Origin of the sequence: Spongiimicrobium salis (assembly GCF_043678055.1) — a bacterium.
GTDB classification, from domain to species: Bacteria; Bacteroidota; Bacteroidia; order Flavobacteriales; family Flavobacteriaceae; genus Spongiimicrobium; species Spongiimicrobium salis.
On record NZ_JBHEQA010000002.1, the window covers coordinates 820,907 to 841,821 of the forward strand.

At 40.4% G+C, this 20,915-nt stretch carries 11 protein-coding genes; 4 read left to right on the forward strand and 7 right to left on the reverse strand.

From position 1 onward, the window contains the following. The first annotated feature begins 233 nt into the window (after nt 1-233). The 3 genes from ACEXOE_RS12925 (at nt 234) to ACEXOE_RS12935 (ending at nt 3,644) form a co-directional block, all read left to right on the forward strand. Entirely contained in the window at nt 234-2,108 is a 1,875-nt protein-coding gene (locus ACEXOE_RS12925) for a tetratricopeptide repeat protein (RefSeq protein ID WP_394749226.1), read from the forward strand. Between the two features lie 140 nt (nt 2,109-2,248). Beyond that, the gene (locus tag ACEXOE_RS12930; protein ID WP_394749227.1) at nt 2,249-2,944 is read left to right on the forward strand and encodes an Nmad2 family putative nucleotide modification protein; all 696 of its coding nucleotides are present in this window, start codon (nt 2,249-2,251) and stop codon (nt 2,942-2,944) included. A gap of 532 nt (nt 2,945-3,476) precedes the next feature. After that, nucleotides 3,477-3,644: a hypothetical protein gene (locus tag ACEXOE_RS12935; RefSeq protein ID WP_394749228.1), complete on the forward strand. Its 168-nt coding sequence runs from the start codon at nt 3,477-3,479 to the stop codon at nt 3,642-3,644. 261 nt (nt 3,645-3,905) lie between these two features. Here the strand turns inward: ACEXOE_RS12935 and ACEXOE_RS12940 are convergent, their stop codons facing one another. From ACEXOE_RS12940 to ACEXOE_RS12970, 7 genes are all read right to left on the reverse strand, one after another. Beyond that, a complete protein-coding gene (locus tag ACEXOE_RS12940; protein WP_394749229.1) occupies nt 3,906-4,304 on the reverse strand; it encodes a hypothetical protein in 399 nt (132 codons plus the stop codon). Nucleotides 4,305-4,319: 15 nt separating this feature from the next. Further along, on the reverse strand, nt 4,320-5,237 hold the full coding sequence (locus tag ACEXOE_RS12945; RefSeq protein ID WP_394749230.1) for a hypothetical protein: 918 nt from the start codon (nt 5,235-5,237) through the stop codon (nt 4,320-4,322). A gap of 5 nt (nt 5,238-5,242) precedes the next feature. Next, nucleotides 5,243-13,819 carry a LamG-like jellyroll fold domain-containing protein gene (locus ACEXOE_RS12950; RefSeq protein ID WP_394749231.1) on the reverse strand — a complete coding sequence of 2,859 codons (8,577 nt, stop codon included), beginning with the start codon at nt 13,817-13,819 and terminating at the stop codon, nt 5,243-5,245. Nucleotides 13,820-13,831: 12 nt separating this feature from the next. After that, on the reverse strand, nt 13,832-14,731 hold the full coding sequence (locus ACEXOE_RS12955; RefSeq protein ID WP_394749232.1) for a phage tail protein: 900 nt from the start codon (nt 14,729-14,731) through the stop codon (nt 13,832-13,834). 545 nt (nt 14,732-15,276) lie between these two features. Next, the gene (locus ACEXOE_RS12960; RefSeq protein WP_394749233.1) at nt 15,277-16,335 is read right to left on the reverse strand and encodes a helix-turn-helix domain-containing protein; all 1,059 of its coding nucleotides are present in this window, start codon (nt 16,333-16,335) and stop codon (nt 15,277-15,279) included. 212 nt (nt 16,336-16,547) lie between these two features. Continuing rightward, nucleotides 16,548-18,725 carry a TonB-dependent receptor gene (locus tag ACEXOE_RS12965; RefSeq protein WP_394749234.1) on the reverse strand — a complete coding sequence of 726 codons (2,178 nt, stop codon included), beginning with the start codon at nt 18,723-18,725 and terminating at the stop codon, nt 16,548-16,550. A 72-nt stretch (nt 18,726-18,797) separates the two neighbouring features. After that, complete coding sequence (locus ACEXOE_RS12970; RefSeq protein WP_394749235.1) at nt 18,798-19,127, reverse strand: DUF6660 family protein; 330 nt, start codon at nt 19,125-19,127, stop codon at nt 18,798-18,800. A 349-nt stretch (nt 19,128-19,476) separates the two neighbouring features. Between ACEXOE_RS12970 and ACEXOE_RS12975 the strand changes: the two genes are divergently transcribed. Continuing rightward, nucleotides 19,477-20,775, forward strand: a complete 1,299-nt coding sequence (locus ACEXOE_RS12975) for a serine hydrolase domain-containing protein (RefSeq protein WP_394749236.1) — start codon at nt 19,477-19,479, stop codon at nt 20,773-20,775. Nucleotides 20,776-20,915: the final 140 nt, after the last annotated feature.

Consider the following 20,915-nt stretch of genomic DNA (forward strand, 5'->3'; position numbering starts at 1 on the left):
GGACAAAGTATGGACATCACCATTAAAAAACCATATATCCTATATCTAAAACAGTACATCAAAAAAATTACAAACATTTGTAAATCAACATTTTATGTTTGTATTATTTTATTTTTAATATGGACAAACTGTGGACAAGACATATTCAAAACTATCTCAAGGGACGATTCTACTGTCAAATGCACTTTAAAATAAGTTATCTTCGTTGTGCTAGATTACTAAACCAACCCATTATGACTATACGCGCTCTTGTAATCATTGCCTTATGCTTTTCGGTTAATCTATTGGCTCAACGTCAGCAGAAAATTGACAGCTTAATAAAACTCGTTGAAAGCACTAAAATTGATTCGATTAAAGCCAATTCCTATTTACAGCTTTCTAATCTCACCATGTATAATGATCAAAAGAAGACAAATGATTACCTAAAAAAAGCAGAGAATTTATATTCAACCTCAAATAATGAAAGAGGATTAGCCAAATTATTTGCACAAAAAGCCAATTATTTTTATGGCTTAGGGCAGATCGATTCTGCTATGTATAATTTGAATAATTCAGTGAATAAATACCTTAAAATTAGAGACACACTACGCGCTGCAGTAATTAGACATAATATTGGAATTACAGAGCATTATCAAGGGAATTCACAAAAAGCCAAAGAGATAATGGAAATCAATATTCCTGTTTTCCAAAAGTATAACGATACGCTTCACCTATGCAATGCGTACCTCATTAGTGGTAAAATTGCCATGACAGAAGGTTTTTTTGAAATTGGTCTTAGAGAAAGCTTCAAGGCTTTGGATGGGCATAGGAAAATAAAGGATGATTTCAGAATCGCAGACGATTTATTACAAATAGCTAGATTGTACAATCTCACAGAGAATCACCAAAAAGCAATTGAAACCTACGAAGAAAGTATTTCCTACTATGATAAAGTAAACAATGTTAAGAATAAGGCTCAAGCGCTTAATTTCATTGCACACTCTCAGATAAACCTTAAGAACTATAAGGATGCAGAAGAAAACCTTAAAGAATCTTTAATTCTATCTGAACAGCTGAAGTACAAACCAAATATTGCTAGGATTTATAAAAACTATGGTGTTATTGAATTTGAAAAGCAGAATTATGATAAATCCATTAACTACTTAAATGACAGTTACGATTTATGGAAATCGATTGGATCTGTATCTAATGAAGCAACGACATTAGGACATTTAGGAAAATCTTATTATGAGAAAAAGGAGTATGCAAAGGCCATTAAATACTTAGATGAAAGCATTATCATCTCCAAGAACAATAGCTATCCAAATGTATTAAGAGCATCTTATTTAGATAAATCCATAGTGCTTGAAAAAATGAATCAACACAAAGAGGCATTAATTAGTTATAAGGAAAGTAAAAAAATAAATGATTCTATTTATAATATAGAAAAAATCAATGCTGTTGAAGAACTAAAAACCATTTATGAAACAGAGAAAAAGGAAGCTGAGATTGCATTACAAGATGAAGAAATAAAGACTCTAAATGCGCAAGCAAGAAACGACAAGCTCACCAAAACACTATATGGTATTGGTATGTTTTCTTTTATTGCCATTGCTGGGCTACTTTATTTTGGGTTTAAGCAACGTATTAAAAAGAACCGGATAGAGCGTGAAAAGCAAGAAACCATATACAAACAAGAGATTGCCTTTAAAAAGAAGGAACTAGCCTCTCAGACCTTGCATCTGGTACAAAAGAGCACGTTTATCCAGGAGCTCAAAGAAAACTTGGAAAAGATTAAGAAATCACCAGAATTGTTTCAAGTTGAATTTAGACGCTTGGTAATGCTTCTTAAAAAAGAAAGTGCCGAAGATAAAGATTGGGAAGTGTTTAAAAGTTATTTCTCTGAAGTGCATAATAATTTTGATGAAAAAATAAAATCGATAGCAAAAGATATTTCAGAAAAGGAAATACGCTTAGCTTCATTTTTACGCATGAATTTAACAACAAAGGAAATCGCCTCAATGTTAAATGTATTACCTGATAGCATATTAAAATCTAAGTACCGATTGAAGAAAAAACTGAACTTAAATAAAGATCAGGACCTCAATACTTACTTGAATACTCTTTAAATTCTTAAAATATGATTAACTATCCGCAACAGCATTAAAAGGTTGAATTAAGGTTCCTCTCCTATTTTCTATCCTATTATTTATCGCAAAGAAATCATGCCCAAACCGCTGTGCAACATACCCAAAAACCGAATTGAAATTTGACAAGAATATACTCTTACGTACTTAGATTTGATGATGGTGCTGCACCAAATCCATTTTGGAAAATCTGCACTTTGACAATTTGTAAACCTGCCATAAGACGAACAGCTCGAATTGGTGATTGGGTTATCGGAACAGGTTCAAAAAATTCAAAACTTAAAGACGGAAAAACATATGATTTATCAGATAGCTTAGTGTATGCAATGCGCATTACTGATAAATTGACGCTTTCCGAATATGATGAATTATGCTCTGAAAAACTGACTGAAAAAATTCCATCATGGTTTAGTAAAGATTGGCGGAAAAGAATGGGAGATTGTATTTACGATTATTCCAAATCGAACGAGCCAACTTTAAGAAAAGGAGTTCATAATGAATTAAATGTAAAGAGAGATTTAAGCGGTAATAATGCTTTATTATCAACTGAATTTTATTATTTCGGAGAAGAACCAAGAGTAATTCCCCAAAACCTTAATCGGATTATAAAGAAAAATCAAGGCCATCTGAGAATTGAAGACTTCAACATACTAGAGGATTTTGAAAATTGGATAAGCCAGTTTAAAAAAAATAAAATTTACGCTGAACCACAACTCGGATTTGAATTTAAGCTTGAACCGAGCGAAGAGCAAATAAGCAAGTGTTCGACAAGACATAAGGAAACTGACAAAGACGAAATTGAAGAAACAATATGCTAAAAAGTACGTTGCATGACAATGTACAACTACAATTATAGTATATCGGTCTACGTTCGAATCTGAAGACTTCTCCCATTCTTCATACCTTTTAAAAGTCATTTTTTTTAAAACAAAGACTTCCCTATACAGAAGCACCAAGCATCCTTTACACTATTTAGCAAATATTACTAAAATTCTTTTTTAAGTAGCTCTTAGGCATCATCCCTGCTTGTGGTAATAAACCGCGGCAGTTCCTTTGAAATTTTGTTTTTAGCTGTCCCAAAACGCAATTTTGACACATCTGAAATAAAACGATATCACAGAATTAAACCTATTTTTATACTCCTATTTTTCTTTCAATTTATAAAGAAATATAATACAAGTACTAAAAAACAAAAGGGAACAATAGTAGTTAACAATAACCCATAGAATTCCAAAATAGAACTACAGGCTTCAAGTAACGGGAAGACCAAGATCATCAAAATTATAGCCCTATAGACATAGCATGTGAGTGTCTTTAAGTGTTCGCATATCGTATTTATTTAAATTATTCATGATGTTAAAACAAATTTTAAATCTGCAAGGCGTAAAACGATTGGAAAAAAAAGAGAAAGTGCGTATCAAAGGAGGCTTTTTCATTGATTGTTTGGACGATTCCCCACTCTGCTTTTTACCGGGCTGGGGATGTAATGGACAAGGGGAATGTGTACCGCAGGAGTAAGCTTTAGGTATTCCGTTCACTTTTAATCCCCAAAATGATGGATTCCTATGGCCGTAGACAGTAGCTTATAAGGTTAAACCTGTAATAGGTTTTTACTACATGCCATAGCCATTCATGATGTGGTTTAAAGGAAAAATCCCGCCCAGGATACGCTGGGCGGGATTCTAATTTTTAGGATCTTGGCTTTAAGGAAAACTAAAATCGTACTGGTATTCCTAGGATGTTCGGAGGTACACCAAGTGCCTCTTTCTCCTATCCATACTACTCGACGAGTTCAAATTCCTGTGCCAATTGGGGCAATCGGATAAAAATTTCATCGGAGAGCTCCGAATTGTCCACTTCTACCCGATTCTTGCCTTCCACAAGGGTCACGGGAACAATTTTTGCCCCTAAATTATTAAAGGTTAGACTAAAGGTCTGTCCATTTACATTAAGGGTTACCGTGGTGGGGGGTTTGGCCCCAGCACCAACCTCGGTAACCAACAAGCGTACCCCATAGTCCAAATCTACCCGTGCACAATCATTCACATCTATTGGAGAACCATTGGCGTTGACAAATTCAATAAATCCGAGAATGTCGGTTGTTGGCGCTTCTGCGTCTTTTGAACAGCCCATAAGTAATAATAAGCTACCTATTAAGGCATATATCTTGATCTTCATAATTCGCACTATTTTTTATTCAATTGTAATTTCTTTAATGATATCTCCAACTTCTACCGTATAGGTGCCCGCCGGCACATCCCTGAAAATTGTACTGCCTTCAAATATGGGCTGTATTTGGGTATCAAAATTATCGGCCCTTAAGCTTACGGATTCGTTTTCAATGGAATATTCTACTTTGATTTCCCCATTTAAAAAGCAAACCGAGTTTTTACGGTAAAAACGGGCTACAGGCTCTGGGCGTACACTTACGGTAACCATCCAATCCTGGGTTGAGGAACGGTCTTCTGACCGCACCTGAAAACGTATGGGGTTGGAGAAATCAAGCTGTTCTTGCCCCGAAAGCAAGGCTTCTTGCTCCAAGTTGAACAATTGAGCTCCGTCACTTAGCACAAAGTTGGGCACCAGTTGGGTAATTTGACTCTCGTCTTCTATCTCTATGGCAATGCTCCCATTTTGTATGCTCAGCGTATTCACCTCTGCATTATCAAAACCAAAATCAAGGATCGCTGTTTCATCATTTAAAACTTGATCGGATATGATAAGGGGCATAAATCGGGAACCGATATTGGCATCGATTTCGAAGGTGATACTCGTAGCGGCTTCTACCACCGTATTGGTTGCAGCATCATAAATTCTAAAGTTGATCTCTTCGTCCGTGGTATTGGAAAAAATCGTCATGATGGCAACGTAGTCACCTTGGCCCGATTGGATTATAGGGGACGAAACCCCTCTGATCTCGTTTCCGTGAAAGGCCGCTACCCTATGGTTGGCACCCGCAAGATCATTTCCATTAACATGAAGAAATGCGGTTAAGGTCATGGTAAATTCATAGGAGTTTTCATTCACCTGCCAGTCGGGCACCTGCGCTTCAACAGGCGCCGCTAGCGTAAAAAGTATAAGGACGATGATGCTTCTAAATAATGGTGTCATATCGTTTAATTCTTAATTAATTTAATTGTAATTGGAGTATTGTCCACAGTTGTTTTCAGGAAGTATACCCCTGATGGCAGTTGTGGATAAATAGGAATGCTATTCGTTCCTTTATGGGCTTCAACCCCTTTTGTAAATACGGTTTTACCGGTAACATCATGGATATACACCATGAGCCGTTGCGCCTCTTGGGCGACAAAATTCAGGGATACTTCGGACTCAAAAGGGTTCGGGTAAATCTTGAACTCTTCTGTGGTCCCTTGTATGGTTTCTGGAGCCAGTTGGATAGGATTTTCCAATGACCCTAGTAACTGATCTGCGGTATAGCTTACGGAGGTTTTAACCTCTACTTTTTGGTCTGCATTGCCCAGTTTAAAATAGATGTCATCCCCTTGATTACCGTACAAGGTCATAAAATACAGTTCACTATCCGGAACATCCTTCCTATGTGCCTCTCCCCTTAGGTTACCCTTATCGTCATAGGCATAAATGGCGCTAAACGCATCGGGAATTTGTAGGATAGCATTCATATTTGTTGAATATTGGGCAAAATCAACATTGGATTTGGCACTTAATTTTCCATCCAAGCCTGATGCCTTATCGGCCTTGGCTATTGTAGCCGTATAGCGCGCACTTCTGGAAAGTACCAGGGCCCCAGGATATTTAAAATTCTGTGCTTGGGTGGCCCGGATCAAATACCCTTCTCCGGATCGCAAAGAGGTTAAGGTTCCCCTCCATCCCAAATCTGGATCATATATCGCAAAACTATTCTGTGACTTGATCAAATCGCCCTCACTGGCACTAAATAATGCCATGGCTTCATTAACAGATACATTTCGGGCTATTGGATAAGGCAACCAATTCCAATTTTCCTGTATATCAAAACTGAATTCATCGATATCCACGGGCTGACCTTTTAAGTTCAGGGTCTGCCCCTCTGTCAGGCGAACACGGTACATTTTTGAAGAACTTAAACCTCCGTTGGCACTAATAGTACCCGCCCATTCCCCATTTGAGGGATCGTTGGGGTTTTCTTCATAGATATCCGTTTGTGCCGGAGCATGGGACAAGATGCGATCTCCTGTGGCCAGGTTCAATCCTTCCGTCAATAGATTCAGGTCGGAAAATCTAGGGTCATTGGTGTTCAAGGACACCCAGGTCCAACCACTATTCAAATGAATCTCCTGCTCTACATTTTGGGTATTGCTGAACAGGGCCGAATTGGAAAGCGTACCGACTACTTGATTGTTGATAAACGGAATAGAAGCGTCCCCATCCAAAGAGGCCTCCAGCACTTGCCCCCTAGAGGCATCCCAAATCCTGAAGGTCAGGGTTTCCCCGGCGCTAATATTACTGTATACGGTTAAGAATACAAAGTATTGCTTGAAATCTGGATCGAAGACCAAATCGGCCACACCCCGTACTTCATCCCCCACAAAGGCAGCCACATTATCATAGACATCTTCGGAGCGTATCCCATCTACCTGTATCCCTCCTATGATATTCATCCCAAAATCAAACTGATTTGGATCTACTGCCCATTCAGGTTCTTCAGCCAATACACGAACATCCAATATCAGGTTTTGGTCGAAACCAAAATCGGTAATCAAACGAATATTATCCAAATACTCGCCCACACTCAACTCAGCATCTATCCGTGCCTCTATTTCTATGGTGCTGTTGGGTTCTATGAAACCAGCAGTTTCTTCCAATACCAACCAACTGGGGATATCAGCTATTTCATAAGCTTGCAGTTGCCCTCCAGAATTCATGAGGGTAAGCGTAAAGGAGGTTGAAGTTCCCAAGGTCTGTGTGGCATCCACAGTTTCTCCTACAAAGCCATTCGCAAACCAATCTATTGGATTTCTTTCGTAAAAGGCCGTCCAGGTAATGGGTGATAACTGTTGGTTCCCTGCGGCATCGAACATACGATGCACAGTGATGTCCAAAATCTGTCCTTCTACCAAGGCCTCACTGGCCAATAAGGGCTCTATGATCATTTCATCCCCATTGATGATATGCGATACACTGAAGTTTTCAATATTCCTCGCCCTCCTAATAGGAGGCGTATTCTCCGAATAGTTTTCATTGCCTATGATATCAAAAGTACCTAAGGATATCACACCTGTACTTAAACGCTGGGCAAATGTAGGCGTACTATCCCCACTTTGGGTCGGGTCCGGTGCATTGAAACGGCTATTGAAAATAAGTCCGATCGTATTGAAATCCACTTCGTTAAAACGGTCTCTATCAATTTGACTTGCGGATCGCAGGGAATTCCAAATACGAACTTCGTCCAGTTCCCCGCTAAAATGTTGATCTATGGTTTCCTGATTGGCCAAGTTTACAAAACCTCTTGCGCCCAGCCATAAGGCGTTACCGGAAAAACCTCCAATATTTTCTATACTATTGGAGCTTACCAAGGAGGCATCGATATAGGTTTGTAAGGCGCCCAGTCTATTGAAAAGGAGTGCCACATGATGCCATTGCCCGTCATTAACGGATTGATTTATGGCTAAATCGTACTGCCGTCCTTCACTGTCAAACACCAAATCTCCATTGGTATTCAAGCTAATGGCCCATTTGTTATCATTGCCATCGGATTGGTCTGGATCTTCCCCATTCCCTCTACCATTGGATAGTAAAGTACCGCCTTGTCCACTGCTGGCCCTGACCCAAAAACTTACCGTGGCATCCATTTGATCCGTTAATACTACGGATCCAATGCCCGAGGCCTTCAGGTAATTCGTGGCGCTAAACTCGTACGAATTTCCATTCGGGAAAATATCCCAATTTGCATTGACAACCGCATGGTTAAAGCGTGCCAAATCTCGGCTAATGGGACCATGTCCCTCATGCATGGACCAATAGCCCAATAGTCCCGCCTCATTACCAATCAATTGTGCATTTTGATTGGCCACGGCTCTATTTAGGGTGATAAACTCACCCCATAGGCGGAAATCGTGTAGGTTTCCAATAAAATTACTACCTCCAATTTCAATGCTTTCATTATTGGCGATTAAAATTACACCATCATCAAAGCTTTCCGAAGCCACAACCCGATCATCTCTATAGATAGCGAGTTGCTGATTTTCTTCACTAAAGGTAAACGTATAGTGATGGAAAAGGTCATCAGCGCGGTTATATCCTCCGCTGACCGTTCTGTTTCCAATGGTAAAATAGATCTCATCCGCATTCAGGCCGATTTCAACTCCCCCTTCCTGACGTACTAGGGTGGCCGGGAAGGAAGCCGTGTCATCCTTCATCCAAAATTCAATACTAAGATCTCCATTTTGAATGTTCGGTCGTTCAATTCGGACTTCACTAGCCGAATCTGCAAAACGTACGGATACATCATTATTTACGGCCAATTGATTGGTCTCTCCCATAATCTCGATTTGGCTAATGGCCGAATTAAAGAAGATAGGTTCATTGAAACGTACCCTTAAGTCCTCCCCTGCCGATAGGATGCCATCAATAGGGGTTGGGGTTTCAAAGCGGCGTGGTTCATTGAGATCCACCGTACCTCTGGCAATCTCAGAAATAAACTCGGAACCATCGGTACAATGGCTTACCACTCGGACTTCATAACTCCCGTCTTGTAGGTTTAAACCAACGATATCCCAGTTGAAATTTACCTCTTGATTGGTATTGTTCAAATGACTCACACTTGTAGGATCAGCGCCATTATCATTGATTTCCATCGTTAAACGGGCCTCATCCCTGTAATAGGTTTGTAAACGGGTCCAGTTGGGTGATGTGGCCGAACGGAATTCCAGATCAATATGATCAAAAGTGGAACTGTTCACATTAAAGCCATTAAAACGAATCGCCTGACTATTGGTAAGCTCATCCCCATCATCAAAACCAGCGGTAGGCCTGTTAAACACCCAATTGTCCAAGGGCGCTTGTAGATTTACCGGGGTACAGACCGGGATAAAGGTGGCCGATATTACAATTTCACTGCTCACATCATCCCCATCGCATAAGGATTCTAAACGGACCACAATATTCTCATAATCAAAGACCTCAGCAGAACCAGGTTCCAAGGTGAGCAAAAATTCCGTTTGTTCACCTTCTGGAACATGTAGAATAGTCCCATTAGGTTCCAGGTTAAAAATGGCATTATCTGGATTGGTGGTATTGTCCACAATCAGTAAAAAGTCGGAATCCGCTCCAGTATCGCTAACGGTATTATTCTCTAGTATTAATCGATATTCGGCCTTCGTATCTACAGGAATTCCCGTTACACTAGCCTGTCCTACAGTCACCAAAGGTACTTCGTTACGTTGAGTGGCAAAATTTAACCGCTCTCTTGTCTCACCGATCAATTCTGAAATAGGAGACGCATCCGTTAATTGGGGATAGAGTCCATTATTATAAAACACGGATAACTCTGGCCCTTCATAGGGACAAGAAGTTCTCCCGCCCAAGGTGGTAAATATAGGTCCATTCCCATCAAATAGATTGATCACATCAACACTTAAAAAGTTCCCTAAATCATTGTCTTGCAAGGTGTAGCTAATGGTGGTCGTGTTTTCCTGTTCTTCCGTATTGGTTTCTGTATCGTTATTTGAGTTCGAAACCGAAGGACTCACCAAGAAACCAGTGTCATTAAGGGCAAAGCCTAGGGTACCCGCTAAAGAAGCATCAATTGCTACACTAAAAGAGGATTGGTTAGATACTACAGAAGTAGTTTCAACACTACGGGTAAACTCGCCCACCCCAGCATCAAAAGAGATGTTATCCTGAAAATTATTTTCAATAAAAGTAGTAAAATCTGGGTCCGTATTTGCTGCAAGTACCTCAGCGCGTACCACTTCACGATCGTTCAACGCTCTAAATTTACTGCGCTCATTTTCCAAGATCACCTTACGCCATAAGCGAATCTGTTCTGCATAAAATGGTCGGGGTTGTACGGTATCATCCGTTTCTGGGTCTATTTGCCCATTGTCTATAGCCATAATAATAGCTTCCAGTTCGGGAATGACCGTTTCCAACAATTGCTTTTGGGAGAATACAAAGAAGGTATTTGTGGGTTCTTCTACAAATTGAAATCCTCTTTGTAAACTAATAAAGATTTCTTCATTGGAAGCATTGGTCAAACGTACATCATCATTTCCATTCAAATTAGTGATACTGGGCACCACATTGTTAAAGGTGCCATAAAAGAAGTTCTTCGATTGTCCGATGTACAAATCCCCATCGGCCCCAACAAAATTAGGATCACTGCTAGTAGCAATGGTTTGAGAAAAACTATAGGTTTTGGTGGCACTGTTCCCGTCTTCTGAAGATAGGGTAGTACTGATGCCCGTAGTAATGTTATTGGTAGACTCACTTTCAATAACAGGACCAGCCAAACCACCGCCAGCAGCTACCGTTACACCTGCCTTAATTTCTACATCTAGACCTATAGTATTTTCACTTGCTGAATTATACTCCGTGGTAAAGGAAAAGGTGGTGCCTTCTTCAATAGCCGCAAAACTATTTGATCCCGGAGGGTCACGTAGAATGATGTCCGGAACGTCCGGCCCAGCGGTAACAAAGGTCTGACTGCCATCAGAAGCCCCTCCTAGGATAATGCCTTGAGGTACAAACAAATTTCCACCAACCGGGAAATCCATGGTACCTATACGTAAATTGGCACTGATCGCTCTAGTAAAGTCACCACTTACTGCCGGGATTCCTGCTTTAAAGCTATAGATGCGCAGACTATTGTCCTCTTCATCGGTTACTACACGTTCGGAGCCTGCCAAAGCCAGGTTATTGGTCACATTAAGCTCGCCATCAACAATGGGAACTAAATCCTCCACAGCATTGCCCGGACCATCATTATTGACGTAACGCTCAAAACTTCGCAATTCAATTTGATATTCCGCAAATTGGGTATATACATTGACCGGATTCCCCCCGATCTGAATGCCCGCGGTATTGAATTCGGTGATGGTTTCATCTTCCTGCCCCCTATTCTCTACCAGACGCACTACCTCATCGGAAGTCTGTTGCACCACCTCTATTTCAGGGTTGGAACGATAGATAAAGTTTTGCTCATAACTATAAGCGACACCCTCTAGGGTTCTTTCCTCTAAAAGACCATTATCATAGGTTTCATAGGTGAAACTTGGTACCGTCAATAGCTCTTCGGCCGTCACTTCTTCATAATTGACCAGTTCGGTAGTTCCATTGTCAATTAATAGGATAGCATCATTGGTGTTAATCGCCACATCGGTATGCCTAAGCTGGTATTGCAAGGGCAATAAATTTATACGATACTCCCCAGATTCAGAATTGGTCTGTACTGTTGCCGTAGTAGCGGGCTGTATGGTCCCGGCATTCGGTTGATAGCCAAAACGTATCGTAGCTTGCCCAATATTATTCACAGAGCTTACTTCCAGAGGATCTCCCGGAATACCATTTTCATCAAAAATTTCTACGGTTTCCAAGCCATCAGCCCCAAAACCTATGGGTTTGGCTCCTTCTACAGCACCTCCGACCACTTTACCTACCACGGCTACTCTTGTGGTATCTATAAATTGTACCGGGCTTACTGCATCTTGAAAGAAATTGAACAAATCTGTACCTGCCGGAAAACGACCGTTGTGTACCAGCGTATGGTTTGCTTTCCGTACTTCAATAGCATGCTCACCTATGGGCACTTCGATTACAAAATTTCCATCGGCATCCGTTACTATAGGCTGGTTTTGGGCATCCAGTACAATTTGTCCATCAATAAAGACATTGGCCCCTTCTACACCGATTCGTGCATAACGTTCAAAAGTCACGTTACCCATACTTGGCGCATCTATAGTCTCATCCGGTAACCAAAACTCGCCCTGATTCAGCGTTCTGGTCTGGCCGTTGTCATTTACCGAATAGTTGTTATATCCTCTACCGAGCAACTGAAAGTTAACTTCGCTATCGGGTACGTTGCTAATATTTGGAAATACCCCTCGACTGTCATAAAGTACCCTCCCTCTAAATTCAAAAGAAGAAATATCTACAAAATCAATATTGTTGGCCACAGAAGCATCCGCTCCCAAAAACACCAATTGTTGATTGGGATCAAATTCATGCAGGCCAAAACGGGGCGTAATCGTAAAGGATTCCCCATTACCAGAATACGGGATGGCACTAATTTCATAGTTTCCATTTTCGTCGGTAACCCCCAATACGCCAAACTGCGAACTGGTGGGCCTGCTGGCTTCATTGCTCGTATATGTAACGTTTGAGGCAAAGGCTACATGATTTTGATTAAAATTAAACCCGGTACGGGATAGGTCATAGGCTTGTGTCCCCAATCCTTCATCAAAACGATAATAGGCCGCCAGATCAGCATCGTTCCCTCCAATATAGCGTAGATAATTGGTAGCAATAGTCGCAGGTTGTAGGGCTCGTTGCCATACCCGAACTTCATCCATAAATAAGGCATTGCTACCCGCTAAACGTAGCTGATTGGTATTAAACGTTGGGAAATTTTGTGTATTAAGAGCAACTTCAATTTCGGTCACATTGGTATTTCCATTGGCCGCTTCATTTAAAAATTCATTTACCGTAGTTTCCAACGCTTCATTGATCTCCACTCCATTTAAATACAATCTAGGCGCACTTCCCGCTTCTACAGTAACCGTGTAGTGCACAAAACGGTTGGGGAAATCACTGATGGGTGCCAGAGCAAGATTCCCTTGGTCATCTACACCTCCTATTGGATAAAAATTCGTCAATGTAAATTGACTTTGCCCAATGGCGATGGTTAGTTGGTTGGCCGTTATGCTCGCAATGCTTACGGCAGCATTGGATAGCTCGGGAAGATTGAATAGTGAAATAGGTCCCGGCAGATTCGTTGGTTGTTTTGCCCAAGCCTGTAGACTAAATGCATTTTCAAGTTGATCATCGGCCAAGGAAATTCCTTGTGCCGTATTTGCAGGAATAAGAATACTACTGCCTGCACTCACCGACGCTCCTTGGGGTTCCGCCCCTACAATAACGTGCTGTACCGGAGTACCACCGTCAAAGCTAATATTACCGGTAACTACGGCAGTGGGGTTACGAAAACCAATACCGCTGATGAAATTTTGCAGAAAGACTTCTTCTCCTTCAGGCAATATTCCTAAAGCCAATAGTTTGTATTCATATAAAACCCCGCCTTCAATAAATTCATCATCAAAACGAGAACTAGAGGCAGATACATTGGCTACAAATTCAAAGGGAGTAGTGTCATTGGGCACTCCCGTAAATTCTCTACGTAAAATTTGAAAACCCGTAATTAGATTTTGATTGTTCAATACCTGCCAATTGAGTTCTACACGATCTCCATAAAAGCCCGTAGAAACGCTAAATTGCTCTGGCAATTCCCCAAAGGTAGAAGTGAGGTATAATACATCCCAGGGGAATCGTATATCCCTTTGAGAGTTTCGTGCCGCCGTTGGGGTACTTACCCCAAGGTAAGGAACACCTACTTGTAAGGTGTATCCTTGATTTTGTATGGCCTGTGCAGCCGTAACGGGCCGCGGACCTTCCTGCGCATAGGTAATAGCGCTTATTGCCAAGGCGAAAAGCCCCAGCCAATATTGTACTGATTTCATAAAATTTGGGGTTTATAATTTTATGATATAGGTTAAGGCATAATAGGGAGGTCTGTTCTCATGGGCTTCCCCTCCCCCTTGAGCCGTAATGGTATGGGAATGTGCTCCTGCATTCAGAATTAGCTGTGAACGTGTTAGCCCCGGTTCTTCTCCATTGTTATTACCATCAATAGTGGCTGCAGTATCATTACTTCCTAATGTTAAAAGCCTATCATATCTTACATCTACACCATTCTCATTTCTTGTTGGTGCATGATTATGATCACCATCGGTACTGGTACTTCCACCATGATTGTGTGAAGGCATCTGATTCGTGGTTAAGGCAACCGTATCGGCACCTCCAACATTGGTGACCTGGTATTGATTACCCGCACCAACTATAAATCGGTTAACAAGATTGGGCGTACTATTGCCCCCGATCACTGCCCGTAAACCATCTCCTGCTGCACCTGTAGGGATGGCACTTCCATCACATAGTACCCAACCTGCAGGGGCGGTATTGCCCGCATAAGGCATAATGGCACCCGTAGGTACGCCATTGGCCGCTGCAATAGCATAAGGCACAAATTGTAACGGTTCATTGGAGATTAAGGTGTTACCTTCCCTTATTTCCAGTTCGGCCCTTTGGTTGGCAATGCCCGGGTAGTTGTTTTGGTTCACATCCAACACAAAAGAAAATACCCCGAAGTCATCGGTCTGTACTTGTATGCTCTGCTGTGGTACAATATCCGTACCTGCTGCATGTATACGTACACTTAAAGTAATGGATGTATTTACTCGAGCTGTATTACCGCCGTCCCGAGCAATACCTTGTACGGCAATACCTGCTTGGTTGGCTGTGATTTGTGCAAAAGTCATTGAGGTGAGCATTAAAAATAATGCGATAAAATAATTGGTGGTTGGTCGATTCATTTTTATAGACTTATTTAGTTGATTATTCAATGAAATTGGGGTTAATATTTAGTTCACCGAAATTAAATGGAGTACCTCTTGAAAAAGTAACCCGATAAGTCGTCAATAGCCCGAAAAGACGCTTTAGCATTCTAGGCTGTTATTTACAACACAGATTGTTATTTTTTAATATTTAAATTAAATATTTGTTTAATTTATAACATTTTGATGCGAATTTTTGAGCTATAACGGGAGTTTTTAGCCCACAAAGTTGTCAATGCCCAAATTCTTAGGGTGATTGTTGGAAAATATGTTGCGAAGGCGAAATCGGCGATTTTTAAAATTAGATACAATAAAATAAAACTAATTCATAATCAATGATTTAAGCATTTTTAGCAAAATCATCGAAAACTTCATTTTTTAATTTTTCACTAAAGAAATACCTCCAAAAAGGACATTTTAAAGCTTTAAGACTAAGTTTTAGACCTTGATGTAGCGCTTGATCGGTCATTTTGGGATACCAAAATGGAAAGTTTCATCTTTCCGCCAAAAAAATAAAAATCAAATTAGTTTATTTCCGAGGGAAGTTTGCCATGGATTTTTTTAAAGGCTTGGGAAAATTTACTTTTATTCTCATACCCTAACATTTGGGCCACTTCTTTTATTTTTACATCCGTTTCCATAAGGTACTTTAAGGCCAAATCCATTTTTCCTTTGGTAAAATAGGAAAGCACGGAACTCCCGAATACATTCTTAAAGATTTTTTTAAGTGTGGTGGGAGATATTTTATGTTTTCTGGCCAAAGTTTCAATTCCAGGGAATTTTCCATGTAAATTCTGCATCAGCTCATGCTCGATCAGTTTTATCTTTTTCAAATTTTCAGAGGAGGATTCTCCCCTACTGGTGCTATTGACCTTGGTATAGGAGGTATAAAAACTTTCCAGATACCTTGGCACCAGTTTTTTTAGTTCAAAAAAATTGGGTTTACCATCTTTGGTGAGCGCATCAAAAATAGCATCAGTTATTTCCATATGTTTCGCATCGTCAACTGCATAATTTAAAAAAGCAATATCGTCATTTTTAAAAAGGCTCTTAATATGTTCCGGTGTGGAGGGGGAATCCAAAATATTTTTTTCGGCCCATTCTTCATTAAAGTAGAGCATATATAGAATCTCATTGGAGTTTTTAAAATGAAAATTCTGGAAATCCTTTCCTGGTTTACAAAATGAAATTGATTTGTTGGCCACGGTCATATTGTTGATACGATAGGTAGGCACACGATGTACATTAGAGATCTTGCTCGTTGCCACAAAATAATAATCGACACTCAAAAATTTATCGTAAATGGGGTTGAAGGAAAGATTGTTTTTATAATAGGAATCCGTAAGCAGTACCCAAAGTCCCTTCTCCAATTCCGCATATAAAAAGTCGCCCTTCATAAAAGGGGTATTGGAATGGATCAATTGCTTTTCCGGATAGTGTTTCATAAAAGGCATTTTTATACAACTTTTTACGATGGCTTCCGGGCAATTGGACACATACGACAGGTGGAAAAAATTATCCTTATAGGTAAAAAAGAATTGCTTGGATAAATTAAACCAATTGTTGATTCTGTCTATGACCATAGATTGCAAGTTTTAAAACACAAAATACTATTTAACTGCAATACTTTCCAAAAATGACTTCTTTTTTTTCCATTCATTTTTTTCTAGCACGAGAATTCTAAAAAAGAAACCCGAAAAACCTCTACACAGTATAAAGTGGAACATTTTGTTGGACTGCAATGGAACAACTATTGAAAATGGCTGTTATACCTTATTCTATGGAAAACTTCAAATCATAAACTGACCTTGAATCCGCCGTTCACCACGAATCCATCCACCGGCGCATAGATGTCCAAAAACTGTGGATTATTTAAATTCCCTGTAAAAACAGCTCCAAAACGGGTCTGACGGGTATCCAGAAAGTTTTCAAAATTGAGAAAAACCGAAAATTTAGGTCCAAGTTTTTTTTCACTCATCAATCCCATTATCCAATACGATTGGCCCGTTTCACCATTTCCAAGTAACTGGGGACTGTAGTAGTACGCTTCCAGTCCTACCCATAAATCATCTTCCTCTTCGTACACCAGCACATTGTTTAAACGGTGTTCGGCTACTAGTGGGAAATCAGAAATCATTCCATTTTCATTTTGTCTCACCTTGGCATGGGTATAGCCCGTAAACAACTTAAAATCTCCATACTTCACCTTGAGATTCACTTCCACACCACGGGTGTCTACATAACCCTCAGGTTGTTCAAAACTAAAACGACCAAAACCCTCGGCATTAAGTATAAAAGGGTCATTAATTCTGGTGTAAAAAAAGAGGGTATTAATCGACACCGCCAATCCTTCTAGGGGAAACCAGTGATAATTAAGATCAAAGTTGCCTCCCAAGGAGCGTTCCAGACCAGCTCCATCCGTTTCAATAGGCAGTACATTTCTGAATTGAAGTTGCTCTGCTTCCTCAGTAAACACTGTTGGGGTCTTATACCCCAAACCACCGCCCAATCTAAAAGTCAAGGCATTGGTGGGCTCATATAGTAAAGAAAGTCGCGGCATAGCAATGGCTCCATAGTCCGAATGAAAGTCCATACGGAAACCACTTTCCAAGGTAAAAGTCTCATGAATGGGCCATATGTTTTGGGCAAACAGGCCAAAAATATTGTAGTTCTCATTGAGCCTCTCCGCCTCATTTTCACGTGCATCATTGAAATTTTCGGTCCAAAGGTTCGCCCCTAAAACCCATTCCACTTCTTTTTTAGAAATAGAGGAAAAATTGAGCTCGCTAAACGAAGAACGCTGCACTCCAGAAAAGTTAAAATCCGGTATCTGGATACTACGGTCGTAAAAACTAAAGCTATTCTTGACCTCCAGACGGTTCTTGTCATTAAAGACATGCTTAAGCCCCAATTGGGTAGAGGTGCGTTTGGTCTCATTAATTTCAAGGTAAGGGTCTTCCACTGTAGCTCCCTCAAGAAAATCAATGTTCCCTCCCTTACGGTTCTCCCAGATTGCATTGATTCCGATCAGTAGTTCTGTACGTTTAGCAGGATACAAGAAGAGCTTTGGGTTTAGGGTAAATCGACCAAACTCAGGAATAGCCGTTAATCCAATATCAGCAGGGTCATAGGGTGTTCCCAAATTGTAGGAAGCAAAGACCGTAGTCCCTACTTTATCGAACTTTTGGGAATAAAAACCATTAAGGTCCAAACCAAGAACCGAGGTGCCGTTGGCCATAAACTTAAGCTCGGTCTCCTCCTTTGGAGTCTTGGATATCAGATTGACCAATCCGGCAATAGCCCCTCCTCCATATAGTGTAGAACTGGAACCCTTGATGACCTCCACTTGTTTTAAGTCGAGAGGCGTTATTTGCAGGAGACTTAATCCACTAGCAAATCCTGAATATAAAGGAAAACCATCCCGAAGCAATTGCGTATACCTGCCATCGAGCCCTTGGATACGTATACTGGAATTATAACTGGTAGCAGAGGTTTGCTGGGTGCGAATACCAGTGCTCTCGTTGAGCAGCATGCGAATATCCCCTGGTTTCATATTCCCCTTTTCCGAAAGCTCCTCCCCTGCAATGACCTCTACTCGTGTTGGGATATCGGCAATGGTACGGGTACTTCTTGTAGACACCAAAGTAACCTCTTCCATTTCCTCAGTTTGGGGAGAAAGGAAGAAAACACTGTTTTGTAGGCTATCCTTAAGCGGAAATGTTAAGCTGAGATCCAATGTTGCATAACCGATATAGCTCAACCGAAGTGTAAAAGTACCATCTGGAATATCCTGTAAATGGATTTTTCCTGCCTTATCGGACACTGCCCCTTTTTTCAGGGGTTCCAAAAGAGCAGTGACGCCCACTAAGGGTTTCCCATTCTGGAAGTCTTTCACAAATATATGCAGTGCGTTCTGCGCAAGAATGGATACCATTCCGAAAAAGAACAGTATCCCAAATAGTCTGTATTTCATGTATTGTTTTTTGAAGTATGACGAATCATGGCCAATGGAATTTGGCCAAAATCATTTTGGTTCTACGACTGTTTATACTTCAAAGGCGCGAGGAGGCTTGAGGGATAAAAAATAAACCTCTTTGGGCAGGTATTCCATATAAGGAACAGGTTTTGTTTCTTGTTTTATTATAGGAATAACAAAATTCAAGCTGCTGTAGTTAATGGTAAATCCAGTACAACTGCCGCAGCTAAGGAAAGGGGAGCATGGCATATCCTCATCATGGGATTCTTCTTCCGAGCTGTCATTCCCGCAATGCTCCACCACAAATGGAACTTCCGAACAAGAATCGGACTCCTGGCAACATGGGAATGATGACAAGAAAATTGTTAGCATAGACAAGATTACGGCAAGCATCTTCATAGTATAAAGATAAGGAATATTCAGCTGTTTTGTTCTTTATGGAAAAATAAAGAAGGTTTGACTTTAGTGCTAAAAATACCAAATGAATTTGGTATCACCTATAGCTCAATTTGCGCTCTACAACCAGAAAGAAGAAGTGCATTAGGAAGGACATTGGAACAAAATCTCTCTTTCACCGCTTAGGGCAAAACTCGATTTTCAATAAAAAATCTAACTTCTTCTTTTAGTAAAACTTTCAAAAACAGCCAGGCAAAGCACATTTCTGGACAAATGACAGCAAGGTGACACCCAAATGTCGTCTATGCGGTAACGCCTTATCCATAGCTTTGTTTGCATAAAAACCTAGTTCATGAAAAATCGATCAAACAAACAAAATTATTTTTACGTTCTAAAGAAAGGCTCTTATTACCTGTTCAACATATCCCTTTTAAAATCTAAATTTTGGAAAGGGCTATCTCCTCTCCTACTCGTTCCAGTTCTTTTATTCGCTTTGGCGAATTGTGCACCACAAAAAAAGGATACGATTAGCCGTTTGGATGGTACTGAAATTTCAAAAGATAGTCTGACCTACAGCATTAATCAGTTGATGAACAAAGCAGAAGTCCATGGGATGGCCATTACAGTTTTCAATGATAATGAGCCTATTTACCAACATACTTTTGGGTATAAAAATGCGCCTAAAAAATTAGTCCTTACGGATTCCACAAATATGTATGGCGCCTCCTTGAGCAAGGCGGTATTCAGTATGCTTGTGATGAAACTTGTCGAAAACAAGGTCATTGATTTAGATACGCCGCTTGAGTCCTATCTCCCCAAAAAAATTCATGAGTATAAACAGCTAACACGTTGGCACGATAACTATTCCGATTTAAAAACCGATAGTTTGTACCACAAGATTACCGCCAGAATGTGCTTAGCCCATACCACAGGATTTGCCAACTGGAGGTTTTTTGAAGCCGATAAAAAATTGAAGGTGAACTTTGAACCCGGTTCAAAATATCATTATAGTGGTGAAGGCCTGGTATACCTTCAAGTTGTACTGGAGAAACTTACCGCTAAAGGTCTTGATGAATTGGCCCAAGAATTGGTTTTCAAACCTTTGCACATGGATAACTCTTCTTATCAATGGCAAACACGATTTAAGGAGGATTTCGCTCACGGTCATAACTCCAAAGGTGAAATCTATGGTAAGGACATCGATAACGAACCGCGATCGGCCAGTACATTGGAAACTACTGCTGCGGACTATACAAAATTCTTAACTGCTGTTTTAAAGGAGCAGAACTTAAATAAAGCCTCTTATGCTGAGATGTTTAGTGCGCAAATCCGTATAAAATCGCTACATCATTTTGGTCCTGGTGCCAATACAGTTACGAATAGGTACGATGCTATTAACTTGAGCTGTGGTCTTGCCTGGTTGTATTTTGATACCCCTTATGGGAAAGCAGTCACTAAAGGCGGTCATGGTGACGGATTCCAGCACTATTCCATACTATTCCCAGAGACTGGGAAAGGGATTTTAATCATGACCAATAGTGACAATGCAGAAGGTATCTATAAAGAACTATTGGAAATTGCCTTAGCGGATGTCTACACCCCTTGGGAATGGTCCAACTTCATTCCATATCATTCAAAAACAAAGAAATAGCCGACATTAAAAATAAGGAAGGTTGATCGTGTAAAATAAATAATGGGAATGTGCTGCATGAATAACAAAACGCTTCTTCCCGTACAAAGGAACCGGCAAGGTTATTCTAACTTCAAGGAATTCCAATAATTTGCAGAAGC